The following is a 15,535-nucleotide window of genomic DNA, read 5'->3' as shown; positions in this document are numbered from 1 at the left end:
CTGGAGGGTTTCAAACCGAAATCAAACTCCCTCTAAAATAATTAAACATCGTTAGAGGAGAGAGGGTTTCAAATCGCAGCCAAACTCCGCGCAAAAACTACAGCCTCCATTAAAGAAGGCTAGTGAGTTAGGTTCAGGGCCCTCAATTCGCATGGATGCGAATTGGGAGCCTACAGGGACGTATTTACGGCGTGCCCTGCACCTAACTCACTTGCCTTCCTATCATGACGGCTGATTTGACCCGGCTTAGTGCTTTCTACCCAGTCAGCCAAATGTTAAGACCACTTAGCCAACCTCGGCTTCTAAGAAGTCTTTTGCAAAGCGTTGTAAAACACCGCCGGCGCTGTAAATAGAAACTTCTTCCATGGTGTCTAATCGACAGGTAACCGGTACTTCAAGTTGCTCACCGTTAGCACGATTTACCACGAGGGTAAGGGTAGCGCCTGGTGAAGGCTCACCTTTAACATCGTAGGTTTCAGTGCCATCTAGCTCGAGTGTTTTGCGGGTGGAGCCCGGTTTGAACTCTAGCGGAAGTACACCCATTCCGATTAAGTTGGTGCGATGAATACGCTCAAAACCTTCCGCCGCAATCACTTCAACACCTGCTAAACGAACGCCTTTTGCCGCCCAGTCTCGTGACGAGCCTTGGCCATAATCAGCACCGGCAACAATAATCAAAGGCTGTCTGCGGGTCATGTAGGTTTCAATTGCCTCCCACATGCGCACAACTTTGCCTTCGGGTTCAATACGCGCCAGCGAGCCTTGTTTCACTTCGCCATTTTCTTGCACCATTTCGTTATACACTTTTGGGTTGGCAAGCGTGGCACGCTGAGCAGTTAAATGGTCGCCTCGGTGGGTTGCATAAGAGTTAAAGTCTTCTTCAGGCAATCCCATCTTGGCTAAATACTCACCGGCTGCACTATTTGCCATAATCGCATTTGAAGGTGATAAATGATCAGTCGTGATGTTATCGCCTAAAATGGCAAGGGGGCGCATGCCTGTCATGGTGCGCTCTGCGTCCATAGCGCCTTCCCAATAAGGCGGGCGGCGAATGTAGGTGCTTTGCTCTCGCCATTCGTAAAGTGGGTCGATATGGCTGCCATAATCTACGCTTAAGTCGAACATTGGCTCGTACACTTTTCTAAAGTGCTCGGGCTTAACGCTCTCTGCCACAATGGCATCAATTTCTTCGTCACTTGGCCAAATGTCTTTTAACGTTACAGGGTTGCCGTCGTTATCAATACCCAATACATCTTTTTCGATATCAAAGCGGACCGTACCTGCAATGGCGTAAGCAACAACCAAAGGCGGCGATGCTAAGAACGCTTGTTTGGCATAAGGATGAATACGACCATCAAAATTTCGGTTGCCCGATAGTACTGCGGTGGCATATAGATCGCGGTCTATGATTTCCTGTTGAATCTTAGGGTCAAGTGCGCCACTCATTCCGTTACAAGTAGTACAGGCAAACGCCACGATACCAAAGCCTAAAGTTTCAAGCTCACTCAGCAAATTAGCCTCTTCAAGATAAAGCTTTACCGCTTTTGAGCCAGGCGCTAATGAGCTTTTCACCCACGGTTTACGGGTAAGGCCGCGCTGATTGGCGTTACGAGCAATAAGACCTGCAGCAATTACGTTTCGCGGGTTAGAGGTATTGGTACAGCTTGTAATGGCAGCGATGATTACTGCGCCGTCAGGCATTTTATCGTCTTCTTGTTCCCACTTAGCCGCAATACCGCGACTGGCAAGATCGCTTGTTGCCAAACGTGCGTGTGGATTAGACGGGCCTGCCATATTACGACCTACTGATGATAAGTCGAAGGTAAGCACACGCTCGTATTCAGCAGTTTTTAAATCATCAGCCCATAAACCCGTGTGCTTGGCGTAGTTCTCTACTAAGGCTATTTGTTTTTCTTCACGACCGGTAAGGCGCAAATAATCGATGGTTTGCTGGTCGATATAGAACATAGCCGCAGTAGCGCCGTATTCTGGTGTCATATTCGAAATGGTTGCACGATCGCCAAGGGTAAGGTGTGAAGCACCTTCCCCATAAAACTCTAAGAAGGCAGACACCACACGCTGCTTACGCAAGAATTCAGTTAGTGCCAAAACTACATCGGTAGCAGTAATACCCGGCTGTGGTTTACCGGTTAATTCTACACCCACAATGTCTGGCAAACGCATGTAGGATGCGCGACCAAGCATTACGCTTTCGGCTTCAAGGCCACCTACACCAATAGCGATAACACCAAGTGCATCTACATGAGGCGTATGGCTGTCTGTTCCTACTAAGGTGTCAGGAAACGCAACGCCATCGCGAGACTCAATAACTGGTGACATGCGCTCCAAATTGATTTGGTGCATGATGCCGTTTCCTGGGGGAATAACATCTACGTTTTTAAACGCCGTCTTTGTCCAATTGATAAAGTGAAAACGATCGTCGTTACGTCTGTCTTCAATGGCGCGATTTTTTTCAAAGGCGTCTTTTTCAAAACCTGCGTGCTCAACTGCTAAAGAGTGGTCGACAATTAGCTGGGTAGGAACCACTGGGTTCACTTTAGCAGGGTCACCGCCTTTTGCCGCTATCGCATCGCGCAAGCCTGCTAAATCAACCAGAGCAGTTTGGCCAAGAATATCATGGCATACAACACGAGCTGGAAACCAAGGAAAGTCGAGGTCGCGTTTGCGATAAATTAGCTGTTGTAGCGCTTTAGTTAGTTGCTCAGGTGGGCAACGGCGCACTAAGTTTTCAGCAAATACGCGAGAAGAGTAGGGCAGCTTTTCGTAAGCCCCAGACTCTATGGTATTTACCGCCTCGCGGGTATCGAAGTAATCGATACCCGCGTTTGGTAGGGGTTTTCGGTAATCAATATTCATAGCGTATTACCTTACGCTCGGTCAGCGATTGATGGCACTGGACGAAGCTCTTCACCGGTATAATCAGCCGATGGGCGAATAATACGGTTATCAGAACGCTGTTCCATCACATGTGCTGCCCAGCCTGTTAAGCGAGACATTACAAAAATTGGTGTGAAGAGTTTTGTAGGAATTCCCATGAAGTTATAAGCAGAGGCATGGAAAAAGTCTGCGTTACAGAACAGTTTCTTCTCGCGCCACATGACTTCTTCGCAGCGTACTGAAACTGGGTAAAGCACTGTATCACCCACATCGGCGGATAGCTTTTCAGACCACGCTTTTATAATGCCGTTACGAGGGTCTGAGTCGGCATAAACCGCGTGACCAAAGCCCATAATTTTTTCTTTGCGCTCTAACATGCCCATCATTTTTTCTTCTGCATCGTCGGCAGAGGTAAAGCCTTCAATCATTTCCATAGCGGCTTCATTTGCGCCACCGTGTAGTGGACCACGAAGTGAACCAATGGCACCAGTTACGCACGAGTGCATATCTGATAATGTTGATGCGCATACGCGAGCTGTGAAGGTTGAGGCGTTAAACTCATGCTCTGCATAAAGGATGAGCGAAACATGCATAACTTGCTCGTGAAGTTCGCGTGGCTTTTCGCCGTGAAGCATGTGAAGGAAGTGGCCGCCAATAGAATCATCATCGGTTTCAACTTCAACACGTACGCCGTCGTGAGAAAAGCGATACCAGTAGCAAATGATGCTAGGGAAACACGCGAGCATGCGATCAGTCACTTCTTGCTGCTCGTCAAAGCTCTTTTCCATTTCAAGATTACCTAACATGGAACAACCAGTGCGAAGCACGTCCATTGGGTGAGCATCTTTTGGAATACGCTCAAGAACTTCTTTAAGCGCGTCTGGTAAACCGCGCATGCCGCGAAGTTTTTCTTTATAGCTATCTAGCTCAGCCTGCGTTGGCAATTTACCTTTTAAGATAAGGTAAGCCACTTCTTCGAACTGGCATTTATTGGCCAGATCTTTTACGTCATAGCCGCGATACGTTAAACCTGAGCCTGATTTGCCTACGGTTGATAATGCTGTTTTACCTGCAACTTGGCCGCGTAATCCCGCGCCACTTAATTGTTTAGCCATCTTGTAATCTCCGGTCTTTTAAATTTGTAAGGTACGTTAGTAAAAAATCTATTATGAAAAAGGAACGGATTCCTTAGTCGCTGTTAAATGTAAACTTTTATAAGCGGGCTCAATGCATTGAAAAGTGGGGGCGGTACTTAGGTCGTTACCCCTGCGAGGCATGGAGGCCGAGCCGGAGCCCCCATGGATGGGTTCACGGCGTGGTAACGACCTAAGTACCGCTCCCGCTTCAATAGTACATTGCGTCCCAGTTACTGTTTAATGTGTTTAATTTAGTTTTTACCTTTAGCGAAAAGCTCATCTAGCTTTTGCTCGTAATCGTGGTAACCAAGGTAATCGTATAGTTCCATGCGGGTTTGCATGCTGTCGACAACAGCTTTTTGATCGCCATTCTCAAGAATAGACGTGTAAACCATTTCTGCAGCTTTGTTCATGGCTCTAAAGGCGCTTAATGGGTAAAGCACCATACTGGCTCCCCATTCACCAAGCTGTTCTTTGTTCCATAGTTCGGTTTGGCCAAATTCGGTAATATTGGCAAGAATAGGCACATCTAGTGCGTCGGCAAAGGCGCGGTAGTGTTCTTCGGTTTTTACTGCTTCAGCAAAAATGCCGTCTGCACCGGCTGCTACATAAGCTTTAGCGCGTTCAATCGCCTTTTCCAATCCTTCTTGAGCGAAGGCGTCGGTGCGAGCCATGATGAAAAAGTCAGGATCGGTTCGAGCATCTACCGCCGCTTTTATGCGGTCTACCATTTCTTCTGTGCTAACAATTTCTTTGTTAGGACGGTGTCCACAGCGTTTCTGTGCAACCTGGTCTTCCATGTGCACAGCAGCTGCTCCCGCTTTTTCCATATCGCGAATGGTTTTGGCTATATTGAAAGCTCCGCCCCAACCAGTGTCGATATCTACTAATAAAGGAAGATCGCATGCCGATGTAATACGCTGCACATCTACGATAACGTCGTTAAGCGAGGTCATACCTAAATCGGGAAGGCCGTAAGATGCATTCGCTACACCACCGCCAGAAAGATAAATAGCTTGGTGACCAATGGATTTTGCCATCATGGCCGAGTAGGCATTTATGGTGCCCACGATTTGAAGCGGTTTGTTTTTAGAAAGGGCGTCTCTAAATTTTTTTCCTGCACTCATTTTATTTACTCGCTTAACGTGAAGTAGGGTAGAGGTGAATGAAAGTTAAAAAAGCTTTATTACATTTATGCATTATGAAGCTTCTTCTCTATATTATTTTTTGAATAAAGAATGTGTCTGCGCATGAGTATTTCTGCTAACTCTTCATCTCGGTTAGCAATGGCGTTTACAATGTGTCTGTGTTCATCAAATGCCGTGGTTACCCGCGGGCCTGCCATGCCAAGCTGTACGCGATACATTCGTACTAAGTGATATAAGCCGTCTATCAATACGCTGATGAGATGGCTGTTTTTACTGCCAGTGACAATACGGTAATGAAAATCTACATCGCCCGCTTCTTGATAGTAGCTTTCGCCACCTTTTACTTTATTAAAGTGACTGTCTAGTAAACCTTGCATAGCAGCAATTTCTTCATCGCTCATGTAGCGAGCTGCAAGTCTAGCTGCCATGCCTTCTAAGGCTTCACGAACTTGATACAGTTGAACTAAGCCTTCAGGAGATAGTGCAACTACACGAGCGCCTACGTTGGCTTTTCGCTCAACAAGGTGACAAGTGGCAAGACGATTTATCGCTTCTCTTATTACTGCGCGCGACACTTCATATTTTGTCGACAACTCGGTTTCACTCAATTTACAGCCGGAAACGATCACGCCTTCGACAATGTCGTTTCTTAGCTGATAAAAGGTCTTATCTGCACTGGTAATAGGTTGTTCGTTATTGAGAGTCACTATGAAAAACTTATTTACTGATAATGTCGACAATATAGGCGTTTTAAAATTCAATATCAAATTTTAAAGGCTTAATTGTCGACAAAATAAGATTAAAGTCTTATGAGGAAGTCATTTAGGCGGGCTGTGGATTCAACTATTTGTTTTGGTTCAATGACTATGGAGGGGATAGAGAAATTACGAAGAAGCATGTTTTGGAAAAAATATTTCTTCTATTGGAAGACTGTAATGATTTAGCGATAGAGATGATGAGATAGAAATGGTCGTAAAAATCGCTATTTCCTGTCCACTTGGTCAGGTGGCTAAATTAATGTGGATGAGGTGTTTTTATGTTTTGATGCGTTTTGAGAGTGTAGTAATTTTTTGAATTTTAAGTTAAAAAAATGTTTTTCAAGTCGAGTTGGTTAGGTCTAATCAGTTAACCTATTGGTCTAGTTAGCGAATTTTAAATTTGGTGAAAAAATGATATTTATCTTTGCATGAAGCGCATAAGTCGGTATCATATCCGTCCAGTTTTGAGCCTGAATTTATCCTGAAATTTGGCGAAGACTGGTGTAAATATTTCTATTTACGTTCAGCTACTGCATGCATAGACATGCACGTCTTTGCCCCTTGTTATTTCAGCTCCAAATTTAAGTTCAATCGTTCCTTAGAAGAACGTTAAGCACCTGATTATACGCAGTTAATACCAAACACTCACGCAAAGGGGTTACACCACATGACGAATCGTACTGACGTGTCAAAGACACTCGCCAGTAAGCTTTCTCCTGTCGCTTTAGCAGTAGCGATGACCGTTCCAGCATTATCAAATTTTGCCGTTGCACAAGAAACACAAGATGTAGAAGCAACAGAAGAGCAAAAGTTTGAAGCGATCACAGTTACCGCAACAAAACGTCCACAAGTAATCTACGAAGTACCAATTGCCCTTAGCGCTTTTGATGGCGATAAGCTAGCTGCTCAAGGTATTACTGACTTAACTGATGTGGGTAAATTTGTACCTAACTTGAACGTTACTGGTTTCTCAGCAGGTCACACTTCATCAGTTAACCCGTTTATTCGTGGTATAGGTTTACAAGACCACCTTATTACCACTGATCCTGGCGTAAGTGTTTACGTTGACGGTGTCTACTTGGGGCGTCAGGTAGGTCAAAACTGGAGTCTGAACAACATACAGCGTATTGAAGTTTTGCGTGGTCCACAGGGTACACTTTACGGTCGTAACTCTATTGGTGGTGCTATCAACATCATTACTAAAGAGCCAGATCAAGGCGATGTGACCAAGGTCAATACAGAGTTTGGTACCCGCGGCCGTGTGAAAGCAGACTTGTTTGTTAACCACGCGCTTTCAGACACAGTAGCATTCAATGCAAACCTATCGTTTAACAAGCGTGATGGCTTAGGCGAATTTATTAACGTTCCAAATGCAGAATACGATGTAGGCGAGACAGAAGACGTATCTGGACGTGTATCAGTTAAGTGGGAACCATCAAACGATTTTCGTATGGTACTTACAGCTGACGCAAACAATGGCGACGGCGGCTTACGCCCTTACACTGTATTAATTGACGAAGTGGGCTCTGCTCGTTACTTCGGTGGTGGTAATGGATTAGGCGTTGAGCTACGTAACTCAGACGTTATTCCTGAAGGCACTGACCGTTACGACAACGCCACTGGCACAGAAGCGGTTACAGGTGTATCGAACGAAGCGCGCGGTATTGCACTTACCACCGAGTGGGACATTAATGAAGACTACACTGCTAAAGTTGTTGCTAGTCAGCGTACTTCAAAATACAAAGCTGGCCTAGACGATGACGGTACAGTTTTCTCACTAGACCAATTCCCTGAGCGTGGTGAAGCAGATCAAACATCTGTTGAATTCCAACTAAACGGGTACTTGAGCGAATACACAGATTTTGTTGCGGGTCTTTATTATTTCAACGAAGAAGGTAGCAACCGCCAAGGTGAAGACTCTAGCTTCGACGGTGGTGGTAACTTACTTGAGCTAGACCAAGAAACAACATCAAAAGCGGCTTACATTAACGTTCGCCACGACATCAATGATGAACTATCTGTATCGGGTGGTTTGCGTTACACCAAAGATGAGAAAGACGCTTCTGCAAACGTATTCTCAGCACTGGGCACTATTTTCGATTCCAACGACTGGAATGAATTAACGTGGGAATTAGCCACTAACTACACGTTCGAAAATGGTATGACGGGTTACGCGACTATTCAGTCAGGCTATCAATCTGGTCAATACCCAGCGCGTCCATACTGCCTAATTGGTCAGTTCTTTGGCGCTGGTGGCTTCGACGATATTGACGGTGCACAAGCTGCGGTTCGCGCTAACAACTGCTTTACTGCTTCTGACAATATTACGGCAACAAACTACGAAGTGGGTGTTAAAGGTCGTATCAATGAATATGTTGATATGAGCGTTGCGGTGTTTAACACTGAATTTGAAGATCTGCCTTATCAAGTAAGTCGTGTAAGTGAAGGTGGTTTCGACACAGCTAACTTAGTTGTTGAACAAACTTCTCGCGGTATTGAACTAGATACAACGCTTAACTTAGGCAATTTCAGCATGATGACCAGTATTGGTTATATGGATGTTGATGTGGAAGAGCAGGCAGGATTCAGACCTGTTGCACCACTTACTCCTGACCTAACGCTTGCTATTGGTCCGCAGTATACCTTCGAACTTGATGGCGGCGACTCAATTCGCGTGCGCGCTGACTACTCATACCGTTCAGAGATGTACGGCGAGCCAACATCAGCACCAGAGCGTATGACTGAATTAGATAGCCGAGAGCTGGTTAACTTTGATATTGCTTATACGCCAGCAAACGAAGCTTACACAGTAGCATTGTACGGTCGTAACATCTTTGATGAGCGTTATGATAATGCTCGTTTAAATACTGGCGATTATATTCTGCAAATACTTAGCAACGATGCGAGTGAGTTCGGTGTGAGATTTAGCACTGAGTTTTAATAAACGCTAGATTTTATCTGTGTGCTCGCGAAATGCGCTAGCGCCATAAAGACATTAGAAGCCGATCGTTTGATCGGCTTTTTTGTTTTTTTCGCTTTTTACTAGGTGTTTACACCGTTAAACATCTCATGGCACTTGATATATTAACCGCTTCTTATGATTAATTACGTTTATGAACTTGTTTTCATGTTCGTATTAGAATAGTTTTAAAGTATTACTAATGCGTAAGTAAATCTATTCTAAACGTGCAAATTAGCAGGCGCGCCGTGTAGATTTATTATTTTTGAATAAAAGGATTCGCAGGGTGGGGCTACTATCTAAGCTAAAGCGCTCGTGGACAGAGCGAAAATTTAAAAAGCACGACTGGCGAATCATTCAGAGCATTCCTTTTAACACTTTCGAAGAAACTATAGCCTCTCATGTTGATGATGGTTGGGAAATAGAAGAAGACTATTTGCCACTTAAAGCCTCTACAAAAAAGTGGAAATGTGAGCTAAAGAAAGGCACCAGTATTTTGGTGTGCACATGGTCTAGTGAGCACCAAGGTCAAATTGTGGGCCCTGAAAGGGTGGTAACAGGCCTGGCGTCTTCGCTCAATTTGCAGTCTTTCAATTCTCCCCAATAACAATTTTATTCTGTGATGTGCTTCAGCCAGCCTTTTTGCTGTGCTGCTCGAGCAGCATCAATGCGGTTTGTTGAGTTTAGCTTTGCAATAGCCTCTGAGAGATAATTTCTTACCGTACCTTAAGCTAAAAACTACGCGGTAGCGATATCGTGGGTTTTCATCCTCTGTGATGTAAGTTTAAACGCTGACATTTCTTTTTCAGAAAGTGGGCTGTTATCGTCTAACGCCATTAGCGCACATTCGGTAGAGATAACGACTTTTCCTAGATTCACCTCGAATACTTTATTGTAAGTCATAAAGGACGGGGATGCCCCAGCGCTGAGGTAAGTCACAAACATCTTCAATCTATAAAGCGAACAGGCAAGCAATGCCGAAGACGGCTTTGTAAACCAAATGGGCCTAGTTTCAGTATTCTACTGTCTTAGTAATACGCTTTTTAGTATCGTGTTACTTTGCCTGAGCGTGTTGGATGCACCAGAGAAAAATCACCAAGGCCTTTGTTAAGGTAATGAAAACTAGAAAGGAAAGTTTCATCTAATGAGCCTATTTTGGATCCCGATTTTATTACTCATCGGCACCCTTGTACCGAAAGCTACCGAAGGCCTCGGTAGAAGCGTATGCACTGCCATGACGATGCTCGCGCCCGCGGCATCATTGTCTATTATCGCGAGTTTTGCCCCCGCTATATTTGCTGGCGAAGTTATTACCGACTACATCGAATGGATCCCAGCGATAGGCCTTACACTGTCAATGAGGCTTAATGGCCTTGCACTGCTTTTTGCGTTTCTTATCCTAGGTATTGGCCTTTTAGTTATCTTTTACGCGCGCTACTACCTGTCTTCAAAAGAGCCCGTGGGGCGGTTTTATGGTTTTTTGATTTTATTTATGACCGCAATGCTCTCTATTGTGCTTGCAAATAATTTGCTGCAGCTTTGGATGGCGTGGGAAATAACCAGTATAAGCTCGTTTTTATTAATAGGGTTTTGGTCTGCTAAGTCGGAATCCCGGAAAGGGGCCCGTATGGCGCTTACCGTAACGGGTGCCGGTGGATTAGCTTTACTCGCAGGGTTTCTTTTAATAGGTGATATTGTAGGAACTTACGATATCGGTGTAATAATAGATAGCGCCAACACCATAAGAGAACACAGCCTCTATCCAGTGGTGTTGGTATTAGTGCTAATTGGTGCATTTACCAAGTCGGCACAATTTCCTTTTCATTTTTGGCTACCTCATGCCATGGCAGCACCTACACCAGTAAGCGCCTACTTGCATTCTGCCACCATGGTGAAAGCGGGGATATTCCTTTTAGCGCTGCTTTACCCCGTATTAGCGGGTACCGAACTATGGTTTTTATTAGTCAGTTTAGCGGGTCTTGCCACGTTTTTGCTAGGCGCTTACGTGGCTATGTTCAAACACGATTTAAAAGGCGTACTTGCCTATTCAACTATTAGTCACTTGGGGCTTATTACATTATTGCTAGGTTTAAATACCGAGTTAGCTGCGGTGGCAGCGCTTTTTCATATTATGAATCACGCGGTATTCAAAGCTTCGCTATTTATGGCTGCGGGTATCATCGACCATGAAACCGGTACGCGAGATATGCGAGAACTCAGCGGACTTTGGCGCTTTATGCCCTACACGGCCACATTAACAATGGTGTCTGCATTATCGATGGCGGGTATTCCTTTGTTCAACGGCTTCCTGTCGAAAGAAATGTTTTTTGCCGAAACCTTAGAGCAGGCTGTTTTTGGTTCGCTATCGTGGATGGTGCCTATATTCGCGACGGTAGGCGGAGTACTGTCGGTTGCTTACTCACTGCGCTTTATTCAAGACGTATTCTTTAAAGGTGAACCAGAGGCGCTGCCTAAAACGCCTAAAGAGCCTCCCATATTAATGATGCTGCCAATCGCGCTATTGGCTGTACTGTGTATTTTAGTCGGCGTTTTTCCTGGGTTTATGGCTGGTGATTTACTCGCTATTTCAGCATCTACGCTATTCCCTGCGTCATCTTTACCTTACTACAGCTTGTCGATATGGCACGGGCTCAATATTCCGCTGCTGATGAGCGTAATCGCTATTGTGGGTGGGGTAGTGCTTTATATCAACCGCCATCCTCTTTACCGTTTTCAGTTTCAGTTCAACGACCCAGATGCAAAGATGATATTTGAGCAGGCCATGCAGAAACTCGTATTGTATGCTCAGAAAATGCATAACACGCTAGACAATGAATCACTGCAGCGCTATGTAGGGTTGCTGTTCCTGTTAGTGATAGTGATGACCGCACCACCCTTGATAATGCTGAACAACGCCGCGGGAAGTTCACCACTTCAATCTGTAAACGGCATTGAAATTATACTGGCGGCAATACTGTGTATTGGCGCTATCGCAACTGCTATTTTGCATAAACAGCGTATGACTGCACTCATTGCAATTTCGGTAGTGGGGCTTGTGGTATCAATTACCTTTGCTCGTTTTTCGGCGCCGGATCTTGCGTTAACCCAGTTAGCGGTAGAAATTGTTACGGTTATTTTGTTGATGCTAGCACTGTTCTTTTTACCACAAAAAACCTCTGCCGATTCAGCGCCAAAGCGGGTGGTTCGCGACTTAAGCATTGCCGCCGTTATAGGTGGCATTGTGGCAACCATTAACTATGCAATAATCACTCGTCCCTTCGAGACTATCTCTGACTTTTTCGTGGAAAACAGTAAAACAGGCGGCGGTGGGACTAACGTTGTCAATGTGATTTTGGTGGATTTTCGTGGCTTCGATACCATGGGCGAAATTACTGTGTTAGGCATTGCCGCGCTGGGTATTTTTAAATTGTTGACGAGAATTCCCCTTGCCATGCCCTCGGCCGATGACAAGGGTATTCCATGGACTAAGGATATTCACCCGCCTATTTTAGTGATGATTTCTCAGTCTTTACTTCCCCTTGCGCTATTGGTGTCTGCCTATATTTTTGTTCGAGGTCATAATTTACCTGGCGGTGGTTTTATTGCTGGCCTTGTTACCTCCGTAGCGCTCATTCAGCAATACATTGCCCACGGTGTGAACTGGGTTACACCACGTATACCTGTTAATTATCAAAGCGTGATTGCATGGGGGGTATTACTGGCGGTACTCACCGGTGTGGGCAGCTGGGCGTTCGGAAAGCCATTTTTAACATCGTGGTTCGATTACCTCGATATTCCTTTCATCGGAAAGACAGAGTTGGCCAGCGCGCTTGTATTCGATTTAGGTGTTTATCTCACGGTAGTTGGGGCAACGTTATTAATCCTGGCAAACCTCGGTAAGTTAACCACCGAGCATCGCCCAACAATGGAGGAAAACTAATGGAATTATTGTATTCACTCTGTGTGGGCGTGATGACGTTTAGCGGCGTATTTCTATGCTTACGGGGCCGTACGTTCCCAGTGGTTTTGGGGCTGATGATGCTTGGTTATGCCGTTAATTTATTTCTATTTTCAACGGGGCGTCTTAGCTTAGATGGCGCGGCTATTTTAGGTAAATCAGAAGCCTACGCAGACCCCCTTCCTCAAGCCTTAGTATTAACGGCTATTGTAATTGGCTTCGCTATGACAGCCTTTGCCGTCATACTGTCGATGCGCGCACGGGCCGACCTTGGAAATGATTTCGTGGATGGCAAAGAGCCACCTGGCAGGCCAAAGCAGTCGGTGTCTCGCTGGAGCAGTAAGCAATGATGGACCATTTACCTATACTGCCAATTCTAGTGTCGTTGATTGGCGGGTTACTTTTACTACTACCTCCTTTTGCTGGTGTTGAGCGCTATGTGAATCGAAGAGTTGCAGCGGCATTTTTATGCGTGTTGCAAATTGCCATTGCAATAGCGCTAATGGCAAAAGTCATTGATGCTGGCCCTATCATGTATGCTTTGGGTAACTGGCAAGCGCCTTTTGGCATCATACTGTATGCAGATTCGATTGCTGCACTTTTAGTTCTTCTCACCGGGTTTCTGGGGTTAGCGTCAACGCTTTATTCATTTGCTGGCACCGACCGTGAAGGGCGTTATTTTCACCCCATAATGCAGTTTCAATTAATGGGGATAGCGGGAGCGTTTTTAACACACGACTTGTTTAACCTATTTGTATTTTTTGAAGTGTTATTGATTGCCTCTTATGTACTGCTTGTTCACGGTGGGGGTAAACAAAGAACCCAAGCCAACGTGCATTATGTGATATTGAACCTTGTGGGCTCCGCCATATTCTTAATTGCCTTAGGGACTTTGTATGGCATTACCGGAACACTCAATATTGCAGATATGTCGCTTAAGATAAGCGCTTTATCAGGGGGGGAGCTAGTGCTGGCCAAAGTAGGCGGCATGATGCTGTTGGTGGTGTTTGGACTGAAAGCCGCCATGTTGCCATTACATTTTTGGTTGCCCAATACCTACAGCGCTGCCACTGCGCCGGTTGCAGCGCTATTCGCTATTATGACAAAGGTGGGCATTTACAGCATATTTCGGGTGTTCACTGTCATCTTTGGTGATGGGGCGGGGGCGCTTAGCAATATGGTTTTGCCTTGGGTATGGCCGCTCGCTATGTTAACGGTAGCCGTTGGAACCATTGGCGTGTTAGCTAGCCCTAACTTGCGCAATATTGCGGCTAATACTGTGCTCATATCGGTAGGCACGTTACTTATGGCTTTTGCCATAAGAAGCCCGGAGGCCAGTGGAGCAGCGTTTTATTATGCCCTGCACAGCACATTGATTTCAGCGGTACTATTTATGCTTGCTAATATGATAGGGCAGCAGCGAGGCAAAGCTTTCGATCGCTTTGTCATCGCTAAAAAGGTTACTCAGCCAACGCTGCTTGGCTCGCTCTTTTTTGTGGCCGCCATGGTAGTGGTTGGCTTGCCTCCTTTTTCAGGTTTCATCGGTAAGGTAGTAGTTTTACAATCTGCCGCAACGGGATTAGATAAAGCTCTAGTGTGGTCTACGGTCCTTATCTCTACGCTACTCACTATTATTGCGCTAGCACGAGCCGGTACAACCCTATTTTGGCGGCATGCTGGCGAGAGCGCTAACTCAGAAGATGAGTCTGCATCTGTATGGCAGTTTGCGGGTGTTGTATTACTGTTGGTGGCGTCTCCAATAATGACCGTTTTTGCTGGGCCTATTACCGAATACACTGCAATGGCGGCTTCGCAACTTCATGACTTACGACTTCCTGTGAGTGTGTTGCAGTTAGAGGGAGGTCAGCAATGAGTTTGTTGTCACGCCTACTGCCTACGCCTGGTCGCAGCGCCATATTACTTGTTATTTGGCTTATGCTGAATGTGACCGTAAGCCTGGGCCACATTATTTTGGGGGCGGTGTTTGCCATTGCGATCCCCTTGTTGTGTGCACCTTTACAAATTTCGCAGCCGAGAATTAAAAAGCCTCTTAAAGTAGTTAAGTACTTTTTCATGGTATTAGGCGATGTGGTGGTGGCAAACGTGCAGGTGGCGATTTTAGTGCTTGGCCCAATGAGCAGAATAAAACCAGGTTTTGTTGCCGTGCCGTTAGATCTTAAAGAAATTCGCCCTATTACCATACTGGCAAGTACGGTAACTATGACACCAGGCACTGTAACCGCCGAGCTCTCAAAAGATAAGCGCTATTTGTATGTGCATGTGCTGCAAATGCCTGATGACGATCAGGAAATTATACGGCTCATCAAAGACCGATACGAGTCGGCGATTAAGGAGATGTTTCAATGTTAGCATTTACTCTGCTATGTGTAGGAATCATGATTTCTATAGGGTTAGTCCTTAATCTATGGCGCTTATTAGTCGGGCCAGATGTAGTAGACCGCATATTGGCACTCGATACTATGTTCATTAATAGCATTGCGTTAATCATGGTGTACGGCATACACAAAGGCACGTCACTGTATTTTGAGGCGGCACTGCTTATTGCCATGCTAGGTTTTGTGAGTAGCGTTGCATTCGGAAAATATATTCTTCGCGGCGATATTATTGAGTAAAGGCTGGTTTAAAGAATGGGTAGCCTAAAGAGTAGTAGAATGAAT

At 45.4% G+C, this 15,535-nt stretch carries 12 protein-coding genes; 7 read left to right on the top strand and 5 right to left on the bottom strand.

Translation table 11 applies throughout. The features are described from left to right. Positions 1-285: 285 nt before the first annotated feature. From acnD to CW735_RS15065, 4 genes are all read right to left on the bottom strand, one after another. Entirely contained in the window at positions 286-2,877 is a 2,592-nt protein-coding gene (gene acnD, locus CW735_RS15080) for a Fe/S-dependent 2-methylisocitrate dehydratase AcnD (protein WP_100972830.1), read from the bottom strand. An 11-nt stretch (positions 2,878-2,888) separates the two neighbouring features. After that, positions 2,889-4,013: a bifunctional 2-methylcitrate synthase/citrate synthase gene (gene prpC / locus CW735_RS15075; RefSeq protein ID WP_071980457.1), complete on the bottom strand. Its 1,125-nt coding sequence runs from the start codon at positions 4,011-4,013 to the stop codon at positions 2,889-2,891. A 272-nt stretch (positions 4,014-4,285) separates the two neighbouring features. Then, positions 4,286-5,161, bottom strand: a complete 876-nt coding sequence (gene prpB / locus CW735_RS15070) for a methylisocitrate lyase (RefSeq protein ID WP_071980456.1) — start codon at positions 5,159-5,161, stop codon at positions 4,286-4,288. Between the two features lie 65 nt (positions 5,162-5,226). Continuing rightward, on the bottom strand, positions 5,227-5,922 hold the full coding sequence (locus tag CW735_RS15065) for a GntR family transcriptional regulator (protein ID WP_203565756.1): 696 nt from the start codon (positions 5,920-5,922) through the stop codon (positions 5,227-5,229). Between the two features lie 685 nt (positions 5,923-6,607). Between CW735_RS15065 and CW735_RS15060 the strand changes: the two genes are divergently transcribed. Together CW735_RS15060 and CW735_RS15055 are read left to right on the top strand one after the other, a co-directional pair. Further along, entirely contained in the window at positions 6,608-8,881 is a 2,274-nt protein-coding gene (locus CW735_RS15060; RefSeq protein ID WP_100972829.1) for a TonB-dependent receptor, read from the top strand. A gap of 304 nt (positions 8,882-9,185) precedes the next feature. After that, entirely contained in the window at positions 9,186-9,506 is a 321-nt protein-coding gene (locus CW735_RS15055; protein WP_100972828.1) for a hypothetical protein, read from the top strand. A 131-nt stretch (positions 9,507-9,637) separates the two neighbouring features. Here the strand turns inward: CW735_RS15055 and CW735_RS15050 are convergent, their stop codons facing one another. Next, on the bottom strand, positions 9,638-9,802 hold the full coding sequence (locus tag CW735_RS15050; protein ID WP_157812704.1) for a hypothetical protein: 165 nt from the start codon (positions 9,800-9,802) through the stop codon (positions 9,638-9,640). A gap of 241 nt (positions 9,803-10,043) precedes the next feature. Between CW735_RS15050 and CW735_RS15045 the strand changes: the two genes are divergently transcribed. From CW735_RS15045 to CW735_RS15025, 5 genes are read left to right on the top strand one after another with little or no spacing between them, the layout of a single operon-like run. Next, positions 10,044-12,839 (top strand): monovalent cation/H+ antiporter subunit A, encoded by a 2,796-nt coding sequence (locus CW735_RS15045; protein WP_100972827.1) that lies wholly within the window; start codon positions 10,044-10,046, stop codon positions 12,837-12,839. Further along, positions 12,839-13,207, top strand: a complete 369-nt coding sequence (locus CW735_RS15040; protein WP_100972826.1) for a Na+/H+ antiporter subunit C — start codon at positions 12,839-12,841, stop codon at positions 13,205-13,207. Before CW735_RS15045 ends, CW735_RS15040 begins: the two co-directional genes overlap by 1 nt. Next, positions 13,204-14,730: a monovalent cation/H+ antiporter subunit D gene (locus tag CW735_RS15035; RefSeq protein ID WP_100972825.1), complete on the top strand. Its 1,527-nt coding sequence runs from the start codon at positions 13,204-13,206 to the stop codon at positions 14,728-14,730. The genes CW735_RS15040 and CW735_RS15035 overlap by 4 nt, the downstream gene beginning before the upstream one ends. Further along, positions 14,727-15,227, top strand: coding sequence for a Na+/H+ antiporter subunit E (locus CW735_RS15030; RefSeq protein ID WP_100972824.1), 501 nt, complete (start codon positions 14,727-14,729; stop codon positions 15,225-15,227). Before CW735_RS15035 ends, CW735_RS15030 begins: the two co-directional genes overlap by 4 nt. Next, the gene (locus CW735_RS15025) at positions 15,221-15,490 is read left to right on the top strand and encodes a K+/H+ antiporter subunit F (RefSeq protein WP_100972823.1); all 270 of its coding nucleotides are present in this window, start codon (positions 15,221-15,223) and stop codon (positions 15,488-15,490) included. The genes CW735_RS15030 and CW735_RS15025 overlap by 7 nt, the downstream gene beginning before the upstream one ends. Positions 15,491-15,535 lie beyond the last annotated feature (45 nt).

The sequence above is a fragment of the Alteromonas sp. MB-3u-76 genome (genome assembly GCF_002831605.1).
Taxonomy (GTDB): Bacteria; Pseudomonadota; Gammaproteobacteria; order Enterobacterales; family Alteromonadaceae; genus Alteromonas; species Alteromonas hispanica.
This window is presented reverse-complemented; position numbering and strand designations above follow the sequence as displayed.

Excerpts from the sequence above, each read along its gene's own strand:
- acnD (WP_100972830.1), bottom strand. The coding sequence starts at position 2,877 with ATGAATATTGATTACCGAAAACCCCTACCAAACGCGGGTATCGATTAC.
- prpC (WP_071980457.1), bottom strand. The coding sequence starts at position 4,013 with ATGGCTAAACAATTAAGTGGCGCGGGATTACGCGGCCAAGTTGCAGGT.
- prpB (WP_071980456.1), bottom strand. The coding sequence starts at position 5,161 with ATGAGTGCAGGAAAAAAATTTAGAGACGCCCTTTCTAAAAACAAACCG.
- CW735_RS15060 (WP_100972829.1), top strand. The coding sequence starts at position 6,608 with ATGACGAATCGTACTGACGTGTCAAAGACACTCGCCAGTAAGCTTTCT.
- CW735_RS15050 (WP_157812704.1), bottom strand. The coding sequence starts at position 9,802 with ATGACTTACAATAAAGTATTCGAGGTGAATCTAGGAAAAGTCGTTATC.
- CW735_RS15045 (WP_100972827.1), top strand. The coding sequence starts at position 10,044 with ATGAGCCTATTTTGGATCCCGATTTTATTACTCATCGGCACCCTTGTA.
- CW735_RS15040 (WP_100972826.1), top strand. The coding sequence starts at position 12,839 with ATGGAATTATTGTATTCACTCTGTGTGGGCGTGATGACGTTTAGCGGC.
- CW735_RS15035 (WP_100972825.1), top strand. The coding sequence starts at position 13,204 with ATGATGGACCATTTACCTATACTGCCAATTCTAGTGTCGTTGATTGGC.
- CW735_RS15030 (WP_100972824.1), top strand. The coding sequence starts at position 14,727 with ATGAGTTTGTTGTCACGCCTACTGCCTACGCCTGGTCGCAGCGCCATA.
- CW735_RS15025 (WP_100972823.1), top strand. The coding sequence starts at position 15,221 with ATGTTAGCATTTACTCTGCTATGTGTAGGAATCATGATTTCTATAGGG.